The sequence below is a fragment of the Flagellimonas okinawensis genome (assembly GCF_029194005.1).
Taxonomy (GTDB): Bacteria; Bacteroidota; Bacteroidia; order Flavobacteriales; family Flavobacteriaceae; genus Flagellimonas; species Flagellimonas okinawensis.
Map to the genome: position 1 here is coordinate 1 of NZ_JARFVA010000008.1, position 23500 is coordinate 23500.

A 23500-nucleotide genomic window follows, 5' to 3' on the forward strand; every position below is an offset into this window, starting at 1 on the left:
GGGGTAGTGACCTCATAGCTACGAAAAGTATCAATTCAGCTCATAAGCCCCATAAATACAAGGGTTGGTAATTTAGCATAATCCTTAAATTGTCAAAAAGTCAAAAATGGAAGACAATTTAAGCACAAACTGGTTTATAAGTTACGACGAAGCAGAACTACTTAAAAACAAGAGATACCCACATAAACTGGCATTTGCACTGCAGTTAAAGAATTATTCGGAAACCGGTGCCTTCATATCGAAAGAAAAGGACATAAGATCTGATTTGATCGATCATCTCTGTACCCAATTACATACGAATCCATCGATTTTGAAAGATTATAATTGGATGTCAAGTACGGCCAAAAGGCACCGTTCAGAGATTCTGATGTTCTTAAAAATTGGACGTCCAGGCGCAGTCGACCAACAAGAATTGAGATTTTTGATGTGCGACCAATTGTTCCCGACAGGCATCCAAAAGGAAGAGGCGAACGATCTTGCCAAAAAATGGTATTTCGAGAAAAGGTTAAAGTGTCCTCCGGAAAATGCCCTTTACAGAGAAATAGCGTCTGCCTTTGCCGACTTTGAAAATAAGCTGTTCACCCATGTTGCCTCACTTTTGGGAAGAGGAACGACTGAACTGTTCGACCGCTGCCTTAGAAGTGAACCACATGAAAATGGTTCGTTCACCTGGATTCGTTCCGACCCTGGCCGTACCAGTCTAGCTACCATTCTCAGCGAACTGGACAAATTGTCGTTTATCGAGGACTGCGGATTGCCCGCAAAAGAAATCGGCGGGATACATCCCAAGATTCGGGAAAGGCTTTACAAAAGGATAGCCTCCGAGTCGGCCTGGGAAATAAGGCGGCACCCACCATACATAAGGGATACCTTGATGTGCATCTTTCTTTATGTCAGAAGGCAGAAAATCATCGATGACCTTGTGGACCTGTTCATCCTCCTAGTGGGAAAGCTATCAAAGAAGGCGAAAAAGAAAGTGGAGACCGTATTGGTAAAGGAAATGAAACGGGTCTATGGCAAGACGACACTTTTGGCACGAATTGCTAAGGCATCATTGAAAGACCCTAAAGGCACCATCACCAAAGTAATATTTCCAATTGCCAGCAAAGCGAAACTCTCCGATATCGTCAAAGAGCACAAATATTCCGGAAAGGGTTTTAAAAATGAGATACACAACTTGGTGCGTTCCAGTTATTCCTCCCACTATCGGAGAATGGTGCCACAGATATTGGGCAGTCTGACCTTTAGGTCAAATAATGATTCACACGCGCCCATCTTGGATGCCATCGACTGGCTCATGGAGAACCCAGTACACAACTCAAAGTTTTCTCTTGCCGATGGTTCGGTTCCCACATCGGATATTATCAGGCCCAGTTTTATAAAACTTATCAAAGGGATGGGCAAAGGTGATATGGACCGAGTGGATTATGAAATAGCCGTCCTCGAAGCTTTGAGAAAACGACTTCGGTGCAAGGAGATATGGGTGGAAGGGGCGGATAAATACCGTAATCCCGATGAGGACGTTCCCATGGATTTCAATATTAACAGGAAATTCTACTATGACCGGTTGGGCGTTGAGAACGACCCGGCAGAGTTTACTAGCGGACTGAAGGAAGAAATGGAGACCGCATTGAGAATGTTGAACGAGAACCTGCCATCCAACAAATATGTAAGGTTAAGGCAGTCGGGAGTTAAGAATATCGTACTCTCTCCCTCGGATCCTCTCATGGATCCACCTAATATAAGTGCGCTCAAGGGAGAGGTCCAATCCAAATGGCCAATGACCTCCCTTTTGGATATACTTCGCGAGGCGGACAGTTGGTCCAGCTTTACAAAATCGTTCAAAAGTGTGAGGACTTCGGAACGGTTGTCGCCCGAACAGCTCAGGAAAAGGTTGCTTTTGGTGCTCTACGGCCTTGGAACCAATATGGGGCTCAATCGTCTGGCATCGGGCAACCAAGTCAGTTACAAGGAGCTCCGCCATGTCAAGAACGCCTATATCCATAAGGATTCCCTGCGTAGGGCGATCAGGGAAGTCGCCAATGGGACATTCTTGGTCAAGGACACCAAACTTTGGGGCGAGGCCACCACCTCATGTGCCTCGGATTCAAAGAAGTTTGGTTCTTGGGACCAGAACCTGATGACGGAATGGCACATAAGGTACGGGGGAAAAGGTGTAATGATCTATTGGCATGTCGACACCCGCTCAACCTGTATCTATTCCCAACTGAAGAAATGCTCCTCCTCTGAGGTGGCAAATATGATAGAGGGGGTGCTCAAGCACTGTACCGATATGAAGGTTGAAAAACAGTTTGTGGACACCCATGGCCAGAGCGAGGTCGCCTTTGCCTTTTGCAGGCTATTGGGGTTTGAGCTGATGCCAAGGTTGAAGAGCATCGCCTCACAGAAACTTTACCTTCCGGATATTTCCCTAAAGAAAGAGCTCAAAAACCTTTTGCCCATACTAAATAGGGGCATTAAATGGGAAATCATAGAAAGGCAATATGATGAAATGGTAAAATACACCGCCGCCCTGGAACAGGGAACGGCCGACCCCGAATCGATTTTGAAAAGGTTCACTAGGGGAAACGAAAGCCATCCGATCTACAGGGCCCTTCAGGAATTGGGGAAGGCCGTGAAAACGATATTCCTTTGCCGTTACTTGGCCGATGAAAATGTTCGGAGGGAAATACACGGGGGCCTGAACGTGATAGAGAATTGGAACTCTGCGAACGGTTTCATCTTTTTCGGAAAAAGTGGAGAGGTTTCATCGAACCGTTTGGAAGAGCAGGAACTGTCGGTACTGGCATTACATCTGCTCCAGAACTGCCTGGTCTATGTCAATACACTTATGATACAACGTGTGGTGGCCGAAAACGGATGGATGGAAAGATTTGACAAGGAAGATTATCGTGCATTGAGCCCATTGATACATGCCCATGTGAACCCCTATGGAAAGTTTGAGTTGGATATGGACAAAAACCTTGGACTTGCTGTATAGGTCGATTATCTCTGTGCCAAAAAAGGTTCGTTTTATGACACTACAACGGTCCCGGCTATGGCCCCGTGGCCAGCGCCAGACGTTTTTTAATACATTCAAGTTAGGAAAAAATGGCCAAGCGATAGGCATGGGCTATAGCCCTTGTTGGCAACAGTTTTATTCCACTTCGGTTATAATTTTTTTAATTGCATTAATTACCAAGTCGGGCTCTTCCAATTGTATAAAATGTCCGCTTTTTTCAGTTGAAATTAGTTCCATTTGAGGTACCTGCCGTTGAAAATCTCGATAAAGTCTTTTTTGAATTTCGATTAATTTTACTTCAAAAGGGTCGTCTTCGTCGACTTTATTTGACTCTAGTAAGGTAATTGGAATATCAGTTTTTATTGAAATGGTTTTCAGTGTAGAATCGTGTTTCGGGTAAGCATTTACCTCCATTTGAAAACCCTTAGGGACTAACTTGAGTTGAGCGTTTAGTGTACTATCCGCAATCATAATTTCATGTGGAGTCTGGATTTTTCTAAGTTCCTGCTCAAGAAATTCACTTCCAGGGTCAATCAATACAAGTCCGGCTAAGTTTTTTGGATAACGATGAAGAAAATAACGAGCTACATAACCTCCCATGGAATGACCAACAAAAATCATTGGAACGCCAATCACTTTCTCTTTTTCCAATAATTCTTTTAATTCCTCAGATACGTTTTCGAGGGTTCTTGGAGAATCTGTGAGCTCCGATTTTCCAATTCCTAGTTTGTCGTATGAGATTGTTTTTGTGATTTTGGAAATTTCCTTTTGAACAATTTCAAAGTCTTTTAAATCACTTCCACCACCACTGATAAAAACAATTACGGGTTCTCCTTCTCCCCATGTCAAAACATGCTGTTGTCTACCTTGAATTTCAACAAAATGACTATTGCTTTTAGTTTCACAGGAAAGTAAAGCAAAGAAGGTCCAAAACAGTAACAGTATTGTAAGCTTCTTCATTCTAAATGTTTTTGTCAAATTGTTGCCAACGGTCTCGGCTATGATTTGTGGCGGTGAAGAAATGCGGAGCATTTCCACCGTGGCAAATCCAGCCGTTGATGGTTTATGAGCTTCAAGTTAACGAAATGCAGCTATAAATTATAGCCCTTGTTAGCCACAGGTATTTATTTCCAATACTCTATTTCCCTAGTTTCTTCGTAAGCTGGCGTGAATTTCTTAGAATCAGCAAAATGCTCTTTTAAAGAAACAACTTTTTTAATCCAGTTACCTTCCTGGTCCAAGATGTATTTGCTTTTGAATTCCCGATTTAATTCTGAATTTTCAAACGCTTTAGAAATGACAGGATTACCATATTTGTCATACTCTGTAATTTCTTGAAGGTGTTCTTTCGTATCCGCACTGATGATGTAGCTTGTCCGTTCAGTCAAAGTTTTTCCATTGTACTTAGAGGTTGATTTGAATTTCATTTGACTGTTTCCGTTGATGCTTTCGGTAATATTTCCAGAGCTGTCATATTGATAGCTATAAGTCTGGGGCTCGTCATCGTTAGAAGGAAGAACTTCTTTAAAAATCAAACGGTTTTTTCCATCGAATTTCTGTTTTGCGGTCCAAACGACGGTATCACTATTTTCAATGCTTGTCTGCCTTAATAGCTGATCATTTTCATCATATTCTTCGATGTATTTAAAGTTTATGGTGTCGTTTATTACAACATTACGAATAGCTAAATTATTTAGGGTGTCATGTTCAATCGTCATCAGAGATTTGTGTGGACGAAGATGATGAGTGGTTAAGGACTTTACGAAAAATTGATTTTCGTCAAATTCATTTGTTGTAGTTTGGATCAAACTGCCAAAATCGTCATAATATTCAGTCCTTTTCGTTGAGCCAAACTCTGTAAACTCCTCCCTAAGGGTTTTTATGGGTTCACGAGTCTTTTTACCATCTGAATCCAGATAGGTCGCTTTGTAATTGGTGATTGACTTAACTTTCCCAACAAGATTTTTAGACTCCCAGTCAGTTCCTTGCTCAAAGGCTGAAAAATCCTGTTCTCCTGATGATTCTTTTTTACAACTAGATAAAACTAAAAGTTGTAGGACTAGGATTGAACTGAAAAAAGATTTATTCATACTTGTGGCTAACGGTTAGTGTATGATTAGTTGCGGACTTTTCCAACGGAAAATGTCCACCTGTACCGAAGATAGTTAATTGCAAGGATTTCCATTTTGGGAAATCCGCCCGCAATTAATTATACACCGTGTTACCCAACGTTTTTATCTTGAGGGTAAACATTTCCAAACAAATTTCACTAAACAACAAATGAATTTGATTAGTGATTTTTTACTTGGTAAAACACTTCTGAATATCCTACTTTTCCATTTGCGGTAATTCCTTCGCAGATTAGTACGACCTTTCCTGTGATGTCACTATTGAAAAAAGTTGTCTTTGCCTGACCGTTTTCATCTGTGATAATATTCGGCTTCCAAAACAGCATTATGCGCCTATCAGGAATACTCCAGTCTATTTTTTCGGAATCATTATATTCGGGAACATAATATTCGCGAATTGGAGAGTATTGTGGAGCCGTACCATTTATAAGATTGGTTCTTTTAGTTTTTGGGAAAGCCCCTGACAAACCTTCTCCTGAATAAGTATAAATAGCGAGTATGGCGGGGAATGGGGGAGGCGGACATATTGGTGCACAATCAAAAACCTGATTGTGGTAAGTGTTGGCCGTACTTGTATTTCGAATGATTTCGGCACTTTTAACCGCACTTACAGGAATATTGCCGATAAGGCCATAATCTCGTTCATGTACGGGAATACCATCGATAACTACATAGGTCCATTCGGCACCGTAAACATAGGCAAGTTCAAATCCAGCAGGGACCCTTCCAACCTTTATTTCTTTTGGATAATTGAAAAGCAACCATCTGTACAAACCTCTAGTCCATTTTTTTTGCTTACTTATTAACTCTTTGTTTTCTATGACCACCTCTGGAATCCCATGTAGTTTTACCATTTCAGCGCGCTCAGGTGTAATTTTATAATCACTTACCACCACTTCATTAAGTGCTATAGTATTTGGTAATAGTAGAGGGTCTAATCTTATATCCTCTTCCATCTTTTCAATCACTTTCATATCTATGATACTATCTACCGGCACAATTACTTTTTCAGTCTCAAAAGCTATTTTGGGGACTTCGTATTTTTGGATGTTTATCTTCAAATTTTCGCTTTTAATGCTTGCATCTGAAGGCTGCATCACGAATTTTTTGCCTATGCCATAGCTATCAGCCAACTCAAACCTAAAATGCCCACCACTGTCAGTCTCTTGCGTATGCGTTTCTAAAGACTCACCCATGAGGAGCATATTCAATTCATATTTTTTACTCACAAGATTATCGCTTCCATTTTTTCTATCAACATTTACCACAGTACCTTTAACTTCCAATCCCTTTTCTGCACTAAAAAGTCTTCGTTTTTTCTCCTCCTTGTATTTGTAATTGGTCCAACCCTGGGTCAACATCAAATAATCAAGTTCAACAAAGTTTTTGTCATTTTCAAAATAGTATGATGGATTTTCTACCGTTCCCTTTATATCCGATTGCAGCAAAAAGTAAGAAACAATAGTATTCCTTTCTAGGTTGGTACCATAAAAATAACTAGAATCAACCGCCATAATAGAGACCGATGCTGGCACGGGATGACCATTGTGTTTTGTTGATATGGAAACTTGAACACTATCTCGAACAAAATAATGGTCCCTAGCCGTTTCCATCTTTATGCTTAGGTTTTCTTCTTTTGGTTTGTTAAAAAAATGACGCTCTGCAACAGGTGTATAATGTTTATCGAAAACCGTAAGACCTATGACGCCATTGGGCAAATCTTTACGCTCAAATTTATACGAAAACATCCCATTTCTGAATCTCGCTTTCAGAAAAAATAGGTTTTTGCCCCTGTGGAATAGCTTTACAAAAAGACTATCACTAGTACTTTCTTTATTCCAAATTCGTAATACTTTACTCGAGTCTCTGTGAGCTAAACTCAAAACCTGGCCAACCTTTTTTGCTTTGGGCAACTCATATTTAAAGGTGTTACCGCTTTCGGTAGTCAAAAGAGCATAATAGGTTTGTCCTGCTTTTGGGGTCAAGATTACTTTTCCCATCCCCAAAGCATTACTTTTAAATTCGGCGACTACATTAGAATAATTATCTTCTATTATACCCTGTACTTCAGCACCTTTCCCCTTAAAGTCCAAATACTTGAACCCGACCACACTTTGCAAACCCTCTACAAAAGAACCACCTTCAGGAAAAAACTGTAGTGAACCGTATTCATTGTCGAGGACTACCGACTTTGTGAATTCCTCATTTTTGGTCTCTAAACGAAAATTTATTATCGGTATATCTATCGGGATCCTATGTTGCACATTGATATTAGGTTTCTTTTTTTTTGGATTTATTAGAACAGAATCTGATCCTCCTTTCCAATTGACATATAACACAGCATCACCAGTATGAAGACTATCAAGTTCTTTGACAGCGACTGTCGACGATAAAGAAAACTCATTGGCAGTATGGTCTTTGGTAAAGACAATATTTTTTATGGGATTAGGTTTGCTGTCTAATTTTTGTATGCGGTACAGCTTTATAGGAATGGAACTAATGAAATCTTGGCCAAAATTTTTATTCCATTCGGTGTAGGCCCTAACCACATAATTTCCTTCCCTATAACTTGAATGCATTTGAAAAAATCCACTTGAGATGCCATTATTTATTTTCAGAAGGCTTTTATCGACTATCCGATTATCTAATGGGTCAACTAGCTCCACATGAAGTACTCCACTTTTTTTTGTGGGCATGTGGTAAAGTACATCTGTTACTACGGCTTTGAACCAAATAGTTTCAGAGGTATTAAAGGTAGTTCCGGAGAGTTGCAGGTATATTTTTTCGGCATCTACGGCGTTTGAAAACACATCCATTTGATGTTCAATAGGATTTTGTGAATGACTTTTTTGTGAAAACAAAAAGACATTGAAGAGAATTAAAATATATAGGATTTGCTTTTTCATTTAGATTTTTTAAAACTCTTTAAGATAGAGATTTAATCTTCGATAAAAAGTTGAAAAACCTTTTTTTGGATGCGACTTTTAATTTCTTGAAATGTTGGGTAACGGTCATGTGTATGATTAGTTGCGGACTTTTCCAACGGAAAATGTCCGCCTATACCGAAGATAGTTAATTGCGAGGATTTCCGTTTTGGGAAATCCGCCCGCAATTAATTATACACCATGTTGTGCGCCGTTATTATTTATCTAATTTTCACCTAACTCAAACTCATATTTCTAACAAAGGATAAAGCCGTATGAAGCTATGAAGATGAACTTCAATCTTCATCTAAGTTATAAACGACTTTTAACGGCGAGTTCATCCAGTAGTTTTCCAAATCATCTTTTTTCTGTAAGGGTTGTTTCTCGAAAACGGGAAGATTCATATCCATGAAAGAGGATGGAATCGGAGTTTCAAAATCTTCTTGGACTTCCTGGGTGAAAAATTCCCTGAATTGTTGGTACTCTTTGTAGTCATATATTTTATCCACCAAGTTCCCATGGATGTCTGTAATGTTCATAACATAGCAACGTAATTTTGCACCAGCTTCTTTATTGGTTTGGTAGTTTTTGAAGTAGTTGTAGAAATCGCGTTCTTTCATCCCATCTTTGAATTCGAGGAATAGCAAAACGGTACGAGGATTTGCTACATCCAAAGAAACCTCTTTTATGGTCAACGGTTCACCAAAGAACTTTAATTCATAATTGGAAATGATATTTGCTTTTTGTTCATCCACGGGGTTATTGAAAGTCAACGACAACCTTCGAGTGACCACGTTGACAAGTAGTTCTTCTATAAAAAAACGAGGAGGTTCCGGCAAAATAAAGCTATTGTTGAAGGTAATATAGTTTAAAAACATTTTGTCCTTAAAAGGGCGATATTCACTTAAGACCTCAAAAATTAAGTCTTTTTCCAGGCCATCGATACTTTCAACCGATTTACCGTTAGTGTCTTTGAAATATAAGGAATAGTTCAGCTTGTAAATGGAGAAGTTCTCTTTATCAATCAAAAGCTGACCAAACGCCTCATATCCATTTTGGGACTTGGTGACTGTGATATTATAAAAAGGAAGGTCATCAAGAAAGATATCCTTTGCACGTTCAAAACTATGGCCACTCAAGAATTGACTTTTTAACTTGTATACAAAGGCATACGAGTTAACCTCATAATTTCTTATGGCATCATGCACCCTGAGTATCCGTAACTCATTCCCGCCATGCGAACTTAGAATTGCGTTGTTTATGACCTTATTTCTGTTTTCATAATCATAAGGCTGGTTGGATATGGTGTCCCTGGGAAAATTTTCGTTAACCAAGATACTATGTAGGGCAAATTGTGTTGATTGTTGATCCTTGCTTTCAAAGCCTTTATCATATATGCTAAGTATGGCTTCGTTTAGGTTTAGATAGTCATTCTCATGCCATTGGTAATCTCTATAATAGCCTGTTAAACTAAAAGGTTGGTTTGGATAGTTATCGGGGATAGCGCGAATCGCTTTTCTAACGATAGACCTAGCGCTAAGCTTCCTTTTCTTTTTCTTGCTTGCATACAATACTGTTTCTTCCAATCCATAAACATGTGGATTTAAAAAAATGACATTGGATTTCCGGGCTATCATTTGGTGTATTGAAACTACTTTGGTCTCATATCCCATGGATGTAACAATCAAAGTATCGCTCAATTCCGAAAACTTTTTGGGAACTTTAAAACTTCCGTTCCTATTGGTCACAACTCCTTTGGCCCATCCCTTGACTTTTATAGTTGCAAATGGGATAGGCGCTTTTTCTTCGGCATCATAGACATAGCCCTCAATATAAGCCTGCTTGTTTTCTAACTGTGCAACGCCTATTATGGGTACTACGCTTAAAAGAAGAAAAAAAAGTCTAATGTGAGACATCTTCTTTTATAGATTTTTCTTGACTCTATTGACAGTACCAAAATTCATTGGAATATCAGTTAAAATTTTTAGGATGATACGATTAGTATTATTGCGCACAACGTTTTGAATATGGGGCGTTTGGCATTTCGGAGCATTTCACTTTCAAACTCTATGAATTTTATTAAAGTACCGACCTTAAAATTATAATTTCCTGCCAAATGACCTATATTTTTTGTTGTGCGCTGGCTTTTTATCTCTAATTGTCTAAGGCTCCGAGTTGCATTATCAGATTTAAATTATCTACAATTCCCTTTTCCTTTGTTACTAATCCTTTTTCTATTTCCAAAATTGTAATTCCTGACACCGATATTTTTTTACCTGAAGATTCCACCCCAAATAGATTTCCGTTAGTATGCGTCCCATCATATTTCCATTCGACTGTAACTATTTGTTCTACTTCGTTGGGAATCAAATTCTTAATTGTTATTTTTAAGTCAGGGAAGAAATCATATGTCATTTTGAGCATAGATTTATAATTCTGTACCCCTTTGTAAGGCTTTTCAAAGTGAGTGTAATCCGCAACTATGTTTTTATCAGCACATTTATCAAGTAAATCCGCGTTTTCTGCACTCCAAATCTGCATATATTCGCTCGCGGTATTCTTCAGTTTTTCTTTGTCCATATTTTTTTGATTTACGATGTAAATTTTGCTTGCGCACAACTACTGGATATCCGGAAAGTTCCGCATAACCATATTGATGTTGGATAAAAATAGTACTTTTTCACTATAAATCGATATCTTCATATTATTATGTCATTGCCTGATTTTGTGAAAATATTGGAGGTTAAGCGGTATAGCAGGAACACTATAGAGAGTTACTCTTCCATCGTAAAGATGGCGACTCAATTTTTTGAAAAGCCACTGAACAAGATTGATGAAACCGAACTTCACAGGTACTTCTATCATATGGTACACACCAAGAAAGTATCCTATTCCTACCAGAAACAGGTAGCGATGGCCTTGAAGCTGTATTACAGAGAAATTTTCGGTCAGAACATTAACTTGGAATATCTATTTCCGAGTAGAAAGCCAAATAAGCTCCCCGTAGTCATCGCAAGAAAGGAAGTTCTTAAAATCATTGAAAAAGCCAACAACATCAAGCATAAGAGCATGATAGCCGTGGTCTACAGTGCAGGCTTAAGGGTAGGCGAGTTGATTGCACTTGAAATCAAGGATATAGATTCATCCAGAATGGTGATACATATTAAATCAGGAAAGGGCAACAAGGACAGGATAGTACCCTTATCTGAAAAAACCTTGTCAATGCTTCGTGAGTACTATAAAGAATATACGCCCAAACGATACCTATTTGAAGGCCAAAAGGGAGACAGGTATTCTTCGTCAAGTTTCAACAAGCTTCTCCAGGCTGCTGCCAAAAGGGCGAGAATAAATAAAAACATCACCGCGCATACCTTGAGGCACAGTTACGCAACGCACCTATTGGAAAATGGTACCGATATTAGAATCATCCAAAAACTTTTAGGGCACAATTCCATTAAGACGACCATGATTTATACCCAAGTTACTGAACCTACTTTGTTGAATGTGACAAGTCCTTTTGATGATTGAACCGCTCCATAAATTGGCCGTTTTTCGGTACAACCGAAATGCCCTAAAAAAATATCTTATCCTAGTTCCATTTATCGTTCTTTTTAGTAGTTTCGTTATATAACCTTTTACGGAACTAAAAATGGTAGTAGGATATGCCAGGGTATCGACACCCGAGCAAAAGCTTGAAGCACAGCTCGATCTGTTAAAAAATGCTGGTTGTGAGAAAATTTATAAGGATATAGCAAGCGGTACCCGGGACGACAGAAAAGGATTGAACGAAATGCTGAGATATATGCGAAAGGGGGACACTATCCTTACCTATAAAAACGACAGGGTTTTCCGTTCGCTGAAAAATATGGTTGAACTTATTGATAGGTTCAATGAGGCAGGGGTACATTTCAAAAGCTTGAGCGAACCGGAATTCGACACCACATCGGCCAACGGTAAATTTTTATTACAGATTTTTGCGGCAGTTGCGGAATTCGAACGCAACCTTATCAGTGAACGCACAAAGGTGGGGCTTGATAATGCAAGAAAGCGGAACAAGTTGTTGGGCAGGCCCAAAGGGTCGAAGATTGAAACAATCGAAAAGTACCATTATGCCAAGCATCTGTACGGGAATCAAGGAGTATCGATTGATTTGGCCTGCAAACGGGCAAAAATCGGTAAGACCTCTTTTTATAGAGTAGAAAAAGAACTTTCGTCAAAATCAAGTAGTTAATCTCAGACAAGGCTATGTCTTACCTCACATCACTTAGCATAACTACAGAAAGAACCCATCCGTTTCCCTATGATGTCAGTGCAATAAAGTTTGCAAAGGACGTTGATGTATCCGCACCTGTTACCTTTATTATAGGTGATAACGGTACCGGAAAGTCCACATTGCTCGAAACATTGGCACTTCGTTTACAATTACCACATATGGATGGATTTGGGTATGGTAAAAATTGTTTCAAGGCAGCCCGTTCGTTGACGCCATATCTGCATTTAGATTGGAAAATTGAAAAACCCAGAGGATTTTTCTTCAGGGCAGAGGACTTTGGTGACCTCTTGAACAGTATCGACAGAGAGGATGCCAGGCTCCATGAATCCTTCAAGGATATTTATGGAGAAGTTCCAGACCATATCATCCAAGAAATGAAGGACAACCAAAACTATCAGATTTATCGAATGCGATTGAACTATGGTCAGGATCTACAAGGTTTTTCTCATGGGGAGGCCTACCTGAAGATAATGGACGATACTATAAATGGAAACGGGATATTTCTATTGGATGAACCGGAGGCCGCTTTGTCACCATCCAAACAGTTGTCCTTGCTTTATTTTATCCAAGAACATCTTAAATCCCATATGTCCCAATTCATTATAGCTACACATTCACCTATGCTTATGGCATATCCCGGAGCCAATATATATGAGGTGACCGACAAAGGAATGAACAAAGTATCTTTGGAGGAGACAGAACATTACACTATTACAAGGTCGTTCCTGCAAAGTCCAGAAAGCTATTTGAGGTTTTTCAAGTAGAAAGTCCGGTATTATAATATGCGGTGCCGTCAAAAAATGGATACCACCATTTATCCCTTGTATTGGTTTCTCCTATGTTTTTTCCAGTTCCTGGTACGTTTTGAATACTTCGAGTTGGTCGTTTCAATCCCGTGGGGAAAACAGTAACAACAGCCACCCATCTTAAGATAGTTGTCAATCCTTGATAAACGAACATTGGATATTTTCTTTGGAAAATCAATATGTCCTTCAGGGGTAAGTCCAAAAGCCCTTTCAAATCGTTTCGTATATTTCACGATTTCAATGTTTTAAGTGAATACTTAAAACATTGAGCCTTTTAGGAATTTGGAAAGAAACATAATCGGTTGATTTCCGTAAAGATAGTCCATAAAACAGTTTGGGCACAAGTTATATTCAAAAGCTATGAAATGGTAGTGTAATCCCGAAACAAACGAATGTTCTTAAGCATTTGCAGAATAGTAGTTTGGTTAATCCAATTGGACTTTTGGCCAACTTTTGAGATGTAACCATTGTATAAGAAGTGCCAGTGTTTTCAGTACCTGTGAGCTAAGTTGTCGTTTTATGCAGCTATGAGGTCACTAGGCCATAAGGGTACCATGCGATTTGCAAAACTTCCCAATGGCAAGTACGATCTTCAGTTTATGGAACTGGCCGACGGTAAATTCTTTGCGGTGGACAGACCCCTAAAAGTGGTAGAAAAAAATAAACATGTGAAAGGTCGCCGCAAGCAAAACGAACTAAAACTGAACATCGATTTTCAAATGAACATTACCGCCAAATGGGAATTGGTGGTATTCGATCAAGATAAAATTGCCGAAAACGAATTCAAGTCTTTTAAAGAGGATAAACGTGTACGTGCTACCTATATGCAGCGTTATGACCCCGAATTTTGGAAAGGATACACCATTATGGAGCCCAACCAAGCCATCCGTGGGTTTATAGCAGAAGAAAAGTAGATTTCAATTTCTGATATCTAATCTAAAGGTACAGAAGTATTTTATCCTTTAGCCTTACACTTCTTGTAATTGGATGGAGGAGTCCAATTAAAACACAGAACCTAAATATTCTGGATGAGATATTGAAACACGTTCAGCATGACGGGGTGTCATTTCGAAATGAGATGCAAAGCTTCGATTGAGAAATCTACACTTTTCTAGATTTCCCACACTCCCTTAAGTCGGGTCTAAATGATAAAAGAGATTCTTCACTCCGTTCAAAATGACAGATTGCCCATTTGCATTGATTCGAGCAATTGGTGTCAAGCACTAAAATTGCTCATTGTCTTGGTTGAAGCAATCTGCCCAAGAAGTAGAGTGCCGACATAATTAAAAGCATCAACACCAACACCAAAATAACATTCAATAATACTGGGCCTATGCCGAGTTCTGCCACATTTAAGAAGGGATAAGGATAAAATCCAGAAAAATGGCCCCGAACCAGCACAAAAACGGAATACCCTAAAGGGAACAACATCCATTTCGCTAAGGATTTCCAATGCACGGCGGCCTTAGCAGAAAACATTAACCAATACACATACATAAATACCGGGATTATGGTATGCAATAGTTCATCCACGACCATTTGAAGCCCCGTTGGGTTCCAAATATTTCTTAAAACCAACTGATACACCAACCCTACAACAGCAATAAGGCTGGTAAGTGCTAATGGGGTCGCTCTCTTATGGAAAAGAGCCAACCGCTTTTGGTCCGCTCCAAAAACTTTGGTGGTAAAGAACAGGGCCACCAATGTATTGGTAAGTATGGTAAAATAGCTTACAAAACGTACTAAACTTTCAAGAACACCCGCTTGCCTATTCTGAAGCAACAAATAAAGCTGGGCCAGTACGGCAAACCAGCCCATGCATAAACCCAAGATCTCAAAATTTCTGCGCATGGTCTAAATTGTTCAATTTACAATTAATTCTTATCCATGATTATGTTTTCAAATGTCATTTCGAAGTGAGATGCAAAGCATCAATGGAGAAATCAAGAAATCGGTTGGATGTCTCACCTTCTCCTTCGACTGCGCTCAGGATGACAGTTCGAAATGGCAAAAAAATCATGCTTTTGGCAAAAAAACTTCTGCCATCATACAACGGGCACTGCCTCCACCACAGGTTTCAATGGTATCCAAAGGACTATGGATAATGGCACAATGCTTTTCAATGGCCTTGATCTGTTGTTCGGTAAGACTATTGTAGGCTTGGGTGCTCATCACCAAATAGCGCTGATCATTAGCTCCGATCACTTGCAGCATATTGCCTGCAAAGTGGCACATTTGCTCTTCGGTAATTCGTATGACCTCTTTACCGTCCATCTTAATATGGTCGACCACATTTTTCCGCTCCTTTTTATCATCAATGGAATCCAAACAAATTACGACGAAGGTTTCCGCCATGGCCATCATAACATTGGTATGGTAGATGGGCAATCGTTTACCGTCTACAGTTTGGTTGGCATGGAATATTACAGGAAAACAATCAAAGTCTTCACAAAACTCGATAAACAATTCTTCGTGCGCCCGTTCGGATAATGCACAATAGGCCTTTTGATTGGTTCTATCCTTTAAAATACTTCCAGTTCCTTCCAAATACACGCCCTCATCTTCAGCAGCCGTATAGTCCATGATATTGTTTATCACAAAACCATTCTCCTCCAATAACTCAAAAACATCTTCCCTACGTTCCTTTCTTCGGTTTTCGGCAAACATGGGATATACACAAACGGTTCCGCTCTCATGAAAAGAAACCCAATTATTGGGAAAAATAGAATCCGGAGTATCCTGTTCCATGTTGTCACTAATGGTAATCACATTGACACCATGTTCTCGGAGTACCTCAACAAATTGGTCGAACTCTTGTTGTGCCTTACGGTTTATTTCAGCATTTTTTAAATGTGGGTCTTCCTGAAAATAATTGTTTACCGCAGTTTGTTCGTTCATTCTAAAATTGACCGGACGCACCATGAGTATGGTGTTGGTAATCTGTTCTCTCAATACTTTGACTGTTTTTGTTATACCTGTGGCAGCAGGATAGGGGTTACATATTTATACTCTGATCAATGGCATGGTGCTACAGCGCAACAGGCCTTCTTGCTTGGCAATTTCGTTATATTCGATTTCCTCAACGGTAAATCCCTGCTCACGAAGCCAATTGTTCAATCTGGTAAAACTTTTTTCCGAAACTACGACTTCTGGTGATATGGAAAAAACATTACTGAACATGCGGTACATCTCTTCCTTATCTATTTCAAAGATATTATCCGCACCGAAATAATCAACCAAATATTGGTATTCCTCCTCCACTAAAAACCCATTTTTGTGCAGAATGGCCTTGTCTTTTCCTACGGGTTGAAAACAACAATCCAAGTGCAGGGCGTTCTCTTTAGGGTCGGTATTGGATTTTCTGAGTTCGAAAGATTTCACTGTTTTATTTGGGAACATATCCCGAATAAACTCGACAGCCTCAATATTGGTGCGCGCTGTAATAAAGCTGGAATAATCCTTTCCCGTGTAGGTGCCAATAAAAATATGGTCGTTCCAAGGCATTACATCACCTCCCTCGATATGGACTTCTTCGGGGGGGCGAACAATCTTCGTTGGATCGATTTGATCTAAAACCTCATATATGGCCACAAACTCGCGTTCGCGATCGGGCAAGATATTGGCATGAAAGAGCTTGTCTTCAATAACAAAGGCAATGTCCCTGGCAAATATCTGATTACAATCCTCCAGTACTTCCGGCCTGTACACTTTTACTCCATATTTATGGAATACTTGGGCAAAACCGTCCATTTCACGGATCATATCCTCCTCTTTAGGGTACGTACCGGCCTTTATATGTTCCATGGACTTGGGATCGTATGCCTCTTCTATAGTGGGTACGGGGCCACTGCTCCTGGCGGTTCCCAAAATAACTGCTTTCAAGGTACTTGTCTCGTCTACTACGTTTAGCTCGATCATATATCTTTTTTTAAGGGCAACAATTAAATGCCATGACAACCCTTTAAGGGAAATCCCCAAAAATTCTGAGGCAAATCTAGTGTTTTACTACATAATACCCACTTAGCAAAAAGGGAAAATATTTGTAAGAATTACGAATTCCCGTAATCAAATTATGAATTCGTTATTTTTTATAATCATTTGGCATGCAAATGATTAAAATACATCATTTCATGTAATATTTACACTTAATTAGTTTGGAATAATTTCAATAATAACTACATTTGTATTAAGATTTTTCCTACATATGAAAAAAGTGCTGTTGACATCGATTCTTTTGGCCTCCGTTTGTATTGTTTTAGGAGGTATGAATGCATTCCAAAAAATGGTTCCATCCAACTATGTTTCCAAATCAAATGCAAGTTTCTCCGGGGAGACTGAAAATATAGTTAAATATCCCGATTGTATTACCGAGGAAGATTTTCCAAGTGGCTATCTGTTGTATACCCATGAAATTACGAACCAACACTCGGATTGGGATATAGTTAAAGTGAATAGCTCAGTGAAAAAATATAGCAGCTCGTTGGACTCCACCGTGAAGAATCTGAGCACAGTGGATGCACACGATTTTCTTCATCAGGCTTTTGAAAAGGCAAAAGCTGCTGTGGACGACGATAATGCATCCGATATCCAAAAGCATTATCAAGGAGAAATTATGCGAATTTGCTATGATAGGGACAAGTATCTTAACCACAACTCAATGGGAAGACTTTAACTATCCCCCCTGTTTTTTATAACAAAAAAAGGGGCGATTTACGCCCCTTTTTATATATGCCGTCCCAAATCTTACCTTTTTTCCAATGGAACAAAATCTCTAAGATTTTCTCCAATGTAAACTTGTCTTGGTCTTCCGATGGGTTCTTTTCTCAATCTCATTTCTCTCCATTGGGCAATCCATCCTGGCAATCTACCCAAAGCGAACATTACTGTGAACATCTCGGTTGGTATACCCAAGGCACGGTAAATAATTCCTGAATAGAAATCCACATTTGGATATAGTTTTCTATCCACAAAATAGCTGTCTTCCAAAGCCTCTTTTTCAAGACCTTTGGCAATATCCAAAATAGGGTCCTCGATTCCGAGGTTGCCCAATACTTCGTCAGCTGATTTTTTGATGATCTTGGCCCTAGGATCAAAGTTTTTATAGACCCTGTGTCCAAAGCCCATCAATCTAAATGGATCATCCTTATCCTTTGCTTTAGCCATATACTTTTTGGTATCTCCTCCGTCTGCCTCAATAGCTTCAAGCATTTCCAATACCGCTTGGTTAGCACCACCGTGCAATGGACCCCATAATGCAGATATACCGGCCGATAAAGAAGCGAAAAGACCTGCATGGGAGGATCCTACGATACGCACTGTGGATGTAGAACAGTTCTGCTCGTGGTCCGCATGCAAAATCAACAGCTTATCCAAAGCGTCGATAGCGATTCTATCTTTTTTGTATTCCTGGTTTGGTCTTTTGAACATCATTTTATGGATGTTCTCCACATAACCCAGTGTATCATCACCATAATCCAATGGCAATCCTTTTTTCTTGCGCATTGTCCAAGCCACCAACACTGGGAACTTGGCCAAAATACGAACTATGGAATTGTACATGGCTGATTCCGATGATACATCCACACAAGATGGATTAAATGCTACCAAAGCACTGGTCAATGAAGAAAGTACTCCCATTGGGTGGGCCGATTTTGGAAATCCATCCAAAATTTTCTTCATCTCCTCATCTACTTGTGACTCTTCTTTAATATCGTTGTGGAATTTCTCTAGCTGCTCTTTGTTCGGCAATTCGCCAAAAATCAAAAGATAGGCTACTTCCAAGAAGTCGGCTTTCTCTGCAAGGTCTTCAATGGAGTACCCACGATATCTCAAAATACCCTTCTCACCGTCCAAAAAGGTAATGGCACTTTCGCAGGACCCCGTGTTTTTGTATCCGGGATCTATGGTAACCATTCCTGTTGAGGCCCTCAAGGTTTTAATATCTATGGCCAATTCATCTTCCGTACCTTTGATAACGGGAAATTCATACCTTTCTCCCCCGTATTCGAGTATAGCTTTATCCGACATTTTATATTTTAATAGATTAGTAAAAATTGAATGCGAAAATTACGAAAAAGCACTGCCATTAACAATTTCCAGCCGCTATTTGTGTAGATATTAACGCTAAAATGATATAGGGAAATTGACTTAATCCAATTTATAGAGCAGTTTGTAATATTCGTCCACGGATTTCTGCCATGTAAATCGTTTTCTTCGTGCAGCGGCCTGTATTTTTTTCCAAGTAGGCTTGTCGTTTTCGAACACATCCAATGCAATATCCATAGCTTCCAACATGCTGGTTATTTTCTCATCGTAGCTGTCCCCATCAAATGCAAAACCCGTTTTCATATGCTCCACGGTATCTTTGAGCCCTCCTGTATGGTGTACCAAACAAGGGTTGCCGTTTCTCATGGCCAACATTTGACTTATCCCGCAGGGTTCAAAAAGACTGGGCATAAAATATAGATCCGACTCCAAATACATGGAATCAATTAATTTTTCCGATTGCCCGTTGGTAAAAATGAAGTTTTTATGCTCGTAACTGAGCTTTCTGAAGAGCTCCTCATATTCCGGGGCTCCTGTACCCAAAAGCATGAATATCCCATCGATTTTTTCCAATTTTTTGAGGATTTCAACAAAAGCTTCTGGTGAGCGCATAAAGAAATAAAACTTCTGCTCGGTCAATCGAGCTACACTGGATGCGATAAACTTTGGACGTTCTTCCACAAAGGCCATAATTTTTTCACCGGTATGGGCCAAAAAGTCGGCCTTGTATTTTTTATCCTCTTGTTGCAGCCATCCGAACAATGCCTTGACCGTATTACGGTAAATATTGCCCTTCTTTTCCTTGTTGATGCCTTTATAGTTACATCCATTCAAAATACCGAACAAACGCCCTTCTTCGTCTGCCTTTTGTAAATCCTTCTCCAATCCCTCTCCACCGATAAATTCCGGAGGCGAACTTGGCAACAGAACATCCTCTTTATACGATGGGGATACTGTATGCACAGCATCTGCGAATCGAATACCCACTGCCATGAGGTTGATACAATCCTGGTACCTATAATCCATCAATTTTTGATAGTCCAAAGGAACATTGGGGAACCAATTTTTTACAGAAGAATAATTTCCATCGAAAGGTCTGATTCCTTGAATGGCCAAATTGTGGATACTATAGACAATCCTGATATCCTTTAAATTCGTATAGTCTGGATGATACTCCCTTAAAAATAGAAGCAGACTGGAATGCCAATCGTGCAAATGAACCATATCCACATCGCCAAAAGCGCCTTGCTTAATGGCTTCTGCAACGGCTGTACAGAATATAAAATATTTGATCGCATCGGTATAGAACGGCTCTTCCGGATCATTATGGTAAATATGCGCTATGTCACCAGCTTCTATCTCGGGATGATGCAGTACATAATGGAAAATATTGGGAAATTCCTTTTTAGGTTTTACTTCGTACAATTCCGCGGTATAACCCATTCCACGCAATGAAAAATTTACCGTGGTCCTTGGTAGCCCCCCATGATGTAATCTGGAATAGGACGGCACCACAACATGTACTTTATCGCCACGCTCAGAAATCTGTCTGGGCACATCGCGAACTACATCGCCCATACCTCCTGCTTTACAGTTTTCCAAAGCATCATTTTCGGCGGCAACAAAAAGAAAGTTATTCATGCGGGAATTTTAGTATGATAGTTTTGTAAAGCCTTAATTTAACCAAACTTTATTATTGTAACAAAAAAAAGCCTTTCCCAAATGGAAAAGGCTTTTTGTATGCTAAATAAATATTATGCTTATTTTACTTTAAAAGCTTTTTCTTGAGGGTAGTAAGCGATATCGCCCAATTCTTCCTCAATTCTTAGCAATTGATTGTATTTGGCCATACGGTCACTACGTGAAGCAGAACCTGTCTTAATTTGACCTGTGTTCAATGCTACTGCCAAATCAGCAATGGTATTGTCCTCGGTTTCACCGGAACGGTGAGACATTACGGAAGTATACCCAGCGTTCTTCGCCATATTTACAGCAGCGATGGTTTCAGTAAGGGTTCCAATTTGGTTTACCTTGATCAAGATAGAATTGGCAATTCCGTTTTCGATTCCGCGAGACAAACGCTCTACGTTGGTCACGAACAAATCATCTCCTACCAATTGTACTTTATCTCCAATCTTTTCGGTAAGCAGTTTCCAACCGTCCCAATCGTTCTCATCCATTCCATCCTCAATAGAGATGATCGGATATTTATCACAAAGATCAGCAAGGTACTGCGCTTGCTCTTCAGAAGTTCTTACCACTCCCTTGCTACCTTCAAATTTTGTATAATCGTATGCACCGTCAACATAGAACTCAGCGGATGCACAGTCCAAAGCGATCATTACATCATCGCCTAACTTGTAACCGGCTTTTTCAACAGCTTTACCAATGGTATCCAAAGCATCTTCGGTACCACCTTCCAAAGTTGGTGCAAAACCACCTTCGTCACCTACTGCAGTACTCAAGTTACGATCGTGCAATACTTTTTTAAGGTTGTGGAAGATTTCAGTTCCCATTTGCATGGCATGGCTGAAGTCTTTTGCCTTAACTGGCATTACCATAAACTCCTGGAATGCAATCGGGGCGTCGGAGTGTGATCCTCCATTGATAATGTTCATCATAGGTACGGGAAGCGTATTGGCGCTAACTCCACCTACATAACGGTACAACGGCATGCCCAACTCATTGGCGGCTGCTTTGGCCACGGCCAAGGAAACACCCAAAATTGCGTTGGCACCCAATTTTGATTTGTTCGGCGTACCATCCAATTCGATCATCGTCTGGTCAATATAGTTCTGTTCAAAAACAGAAGTTCCGAGCAACTCCTCTGCTATAATGGTGTTTACATTATTTACGGCTTTACCAACTCCTTTACCCATAAAGGAATCGCCACCATCTCGTAACTCAACGGCTTCATGCTCTCCAGTAGAGGCTCCGGAAGGTACAGCTGCCCTTCCCATTATTCCATTTTCTGTTACTACATCTACTTCTACTGTAGGATTTCCTCTGGAATCCAATATCTGTCTTGCATGAATGTTGATAATGATGCTCATTTTAATTCAATGTTTTTAGTTGTGATTATTGGGCTAAGATACAAAAGGTGGCGTTTTTAACTCCATGATATTACTCACAAAACGCACTTAATTGCTTAAAAACAAAACTATAACGTTTTAGTTTTTCCTTGCCTTGATCAAATCGAAGAACTGGTCGAACAGATAATCTGCATCGTGTGGTCCTGGACTTGCTTCGGGGTGGTATTGTACCGAGAAAACGTCCTTATTCTTCATTTTTATTCCTGCAACGGTCTGGTCGTTCAAATGAGTGTGGGTAATCTCCAATTCCGCATTTGCTTCGGTTTCTTCCCTGTTTACAGCAAAACCATGGTTTTGAGAAGTAATCTCACCCTTACCTGTCATCAAATTTAAGATCGGATGGTTAATACCCCTGTGTCCGTTGTGCATTTTGTAGGTAGAAACTCCGTTGGCCAGGGCCAATACCTGGTGTCCCAAACAAATTCCGAACAAAGGCTTGTCCGAGGCAATCATTTCTTTAGTGGCCGCAACGGCATCCGTCAAAGGTTCTGGATCTCCAGGGCCATTGGATATAAAATACCCATCTGGATTCCATTCCTTCATTTGATCATAAGGTGTATTGTAAGGGAATACTTTGATGTAAGCTCCTCTTTTGGCCAAATTTCTTAAGATGTTCTTTTTGATTCCAATATCTAAAGCAGATATTTTGATTTCGGAATTCTCGTCACCGTAGAAATAAGGTTCTTTTGTGGATACTTTGGATGAAAGTTCCAAACCTTCCATACTTGGAACTTGTTTCAATTCTTCTTTTAAGGCATCTATCTCTTCCACTCTTGTAGAGATCAAGGCATTCATGGCTCCATTGTCCCGAATGTAACTCACCAAAGCACGGGTGTCCACATCAGAGATGGCCAATAGATTGTTTTTGTCCAAGAAATCTAAAAGACTCATGGTTGCATCCGGTCTCGAATAGTCGTAACTGAAGTTCTTACAGATAAGGCCTGCAATCTTCACTGAATCGGATTCCACTTCATCTTCATGGGCACCATAGTTCCCAATATGGGCATTGGTGGTCACCATTAACTGCCCGTAGTAAGATGGGTCGGTAAAAATCTCTTGGTAACCTGTCATCCCAGTATTGAAACATACTTCTCCTACTGCGGTACCTTCTCTTCCTCCAACGGCCTTACCATAAAAAATGGTTCCGTCCGCCAACAAAATCAACGCTTTTTTCTTTGTGTGATACTTCATTTCGTGCTCTAGTTTCAG

Annotated in this window: 18 protein-coding genes; 6 read left to right on the top strand and 12 right to left on the bottom strand. The window is 39.9% G+C overall.

The window, feature by feature from the left end; genetic code table 11:
* Positions 1-106 precede the first annotated feature (106 nt).
* On the top strand, positions 107-3001 hold the full coding sequence (locus PY091_RS16940; RefSeq protein ID WP_116183696.1) for a Tn3 family transposase: 2895 nt from the start codon (positions 107-109) through the stop codon (positions 2999-3001).
* A gap of 156 nt (positions 3002-3157) precedes the next feature.
* Here the strand turns inward: PY091_RS16940 and PY091_RS16945 are convergent, their stop codons facing one another.
* From PY091_RS16945 to PY091_RS16965, 5 genes are all read right to left on the bottom strand, one after another.
* Complete coding sequence (locus tag PY091_RS16945; protein ID WP_163636612.1) at positions 3158-3982, bottom strand: alpha/beta fold hydrolase; 825 nt, start codon at positions 3980-3982, stop codon at positions 3158-3160.
* 164 nt (positions 3983-4146) lie between these two features.
* On the bottom strand, positions 4147-5112 hold the full coding sequence (locus PY091_RS16950; RefSeq protein WP_136567479.1) for a hypothetical protein: 966 nt from the start codon (positions 5110-5112) through the stop codon (positions 4147-4149).
* Positions 5113-5312: 200 nt separating this feature from the next.
* Positions 5313-8057 (bottom strand): hypothetical protein, encoded by a 2745-nt coding sequence (locus PY091_RS16955; protein ID WP_275650702.1) that lies wholly within the window; start codon positions 8055-8057, stop codon positions 5313-5315.
* A gap of 314 nt (positions 8058-8371) precedes the next feature.
* Positions 8372-9991, bottom strand: a complete 1620-nt coding sequence (locus tag PY091_RS16960) for a carboxypeptidase-like regulatory domain-containing protein (RefSeq protein ID WP_275650703.1) — start codon at positions 9989-9991, stop codon at positions 8372-8374.
* Between the two features lie 238 nt (positions 9992-10229).
* Positions 10230-10655 (bottom strand): ester cyclase, encoded by a 426-nt coding sequence (locus PY091_RS16965; protein WP_275650704.1) that lies wholly within the window; start codon positions 10653-10655, stop codon positions 10230-10232.
* 129 nt (positions 10656-10784) lie between these two features.
* Here PY091_RS16965 and xerA point away from each other — a divergent pair, with 129 nt between their 5' ends.
* From xerA to PY091_RS16985, 4 genes are all read left to right on the top strand, one after another.
* Positions 10785-11603, top strand: coding sequence for a site-specific tyrosine recombinase/integron integrase (gene xerA / locus PY091_RS16970; RefSeq protein WP_136567480.1), 819 nt, complete (start codon positions 10785-10787; stop codon positions 11601-11603).
* A 121-nt stretch (positions 11604-11724) separates the two neighbouring features.
* Positions 11725-12306 (top strand): recombinase family protein, encoded by a 582-nt coding sequence (locus PY091_RS16975; RefSeq protein ID WP_275650705.1) that lies wholly within the window; start codon positions 11725-11727, stop codon positions 12304-12306.
* Between the two features lie 14 nt (positions 12307-12320).
* On the top strand, positions 12321-13112 hold the full coding sequence (locus PY091_RS16980; RefSeq protein ID WP_094998672.1) for an AAA family ATPase: 792 nt from the start codon (positions 12321-12323) through the stop codon (positions 13110-13112).
* Positions 13113-13708: 596 nt separating this feature from the next.
* Positions 13709-14068 carry a hypothetical protein gene (locus tag PY091_RS16985; RefSeq protein ID WP_275650706.1) on the top strand — a complete coding sequence of 120 codons (360 nt, stop codon included), beginning with the start codon at positions 13709-13711 and terminating at the stop codon, positions 14066-14068.
* Between the two features lie 319 nt (positions 14069-14387).
* Here the strand turns inward: PY091_RS16985 and PY091_RS16990 are convergent, their stop codons facing one another.
* From PY091_RS16990 to PY091_RS17000, 3 genes are all read right to left on the bottom strand, one after another.
* Positions 14388-15005 (bottom strand): Pr6Pr family membrane protein, encoded by a 618-nt coding sequence (locus PY091_RS16990; protein ID WP_275650707.1) that lies wholly within the window; start codon positions 15003-15005, stop codon positions 14388-14390.
* Between the two features lie 165 nt (positions 15006-15170).
* Positions 15171-16076: a citrulline utilization hydrolase CtlX gene (gene ctlX / locus PY091_RS16995; protein ID WP_417957476.1), complete on the bottom strand. Its 906-nt coding sequence runs from the start codon at positions 16074-16076 to the stop codon at positions 15171-15173.
* An 81-nt stretch (positions 16077-16157) separates the two neighbouring features.
* Positions 16158-17072 (bottom strand): dimethylarginine dimethylaminohydrolase family protein, encoded by a 915-nt coding sequence (locus tag PY091_RS17000; RefSeq protein WP_275650708.1) that lies wholly within the window; start codon positions 17070-17072, stop codon positions 16158-16160.
* Positions 17073-17358: 286 nt separating this feature from the next.
* On the opposite strand from PY091_RS17000, the gene PY091_RS17005 reads away from it, so the two are divergent.
* Positions 17359-17826, top strand: coding sequence for a hypothetical protein (locus tag PY091_RS17005; RefSeq protein ID WP_275650709.1), 468 nt, complete (start codon positions 17359-17361; stop codon positions 17824-17826).
* Positions 17827-17897: 71 nt separating this feature from the next.
* Here the strand turns inward: PY091_RS17005 and PY091_RS17010 are convergent, their stop codons facing one another.
* The 4 genes from PY091_RS17010 to carA all read right to left on the bottom strand — a co-directional run bounded on the left by PY091_RS17010 (position 17898) and on the right by carA (position 23482).
* Positions 17898-19181, bottom strand: a complete 1284-nt coding sequence (locus PY091_RS17010) for a citrate synthase (protein ID WP_275650710.1) — start codon at positions 19179-19181, stop codon at positions 17898-17900.
* 120 nt (positions 19182-19301) lie between these two features.
* A complete protein-coding gene (locus PY091_RS17015; protein ID WP_275650711.1) occupies positions 19302-20840 on the bottom strand; it encodes a glycogen synthase in 1539 nt (512 codons plus the stop codon).
* 119 nt (positions 20841-20959) lie between these two features.
* Positions 20960-22252, bottom strand: a complete 1293-nt coding sequence (gene eno, locus PY091_RS17020) for a phosphopyruvate hydratase (protein WP_275650712.1) — start codon at positions 22250-22252, stop codon at positions 20960-20962.
* A 117-nt stretch (positions 22253-22369) separates the two neighbouring features.
* Positions 22370-23482, bottom strand: coding sequence for a glutamine-hydrolyzing carbamoyl-phosphate synthase small subunit (carA, locus tag PY091_RS17025; RefSeq protein WP_275650713.1), 1113 nt, complete (start codon positions 23480-23482; stop codon positions 22370-22372).
* Positions 23483-23500: the final 18 nt, after the last annotated feature.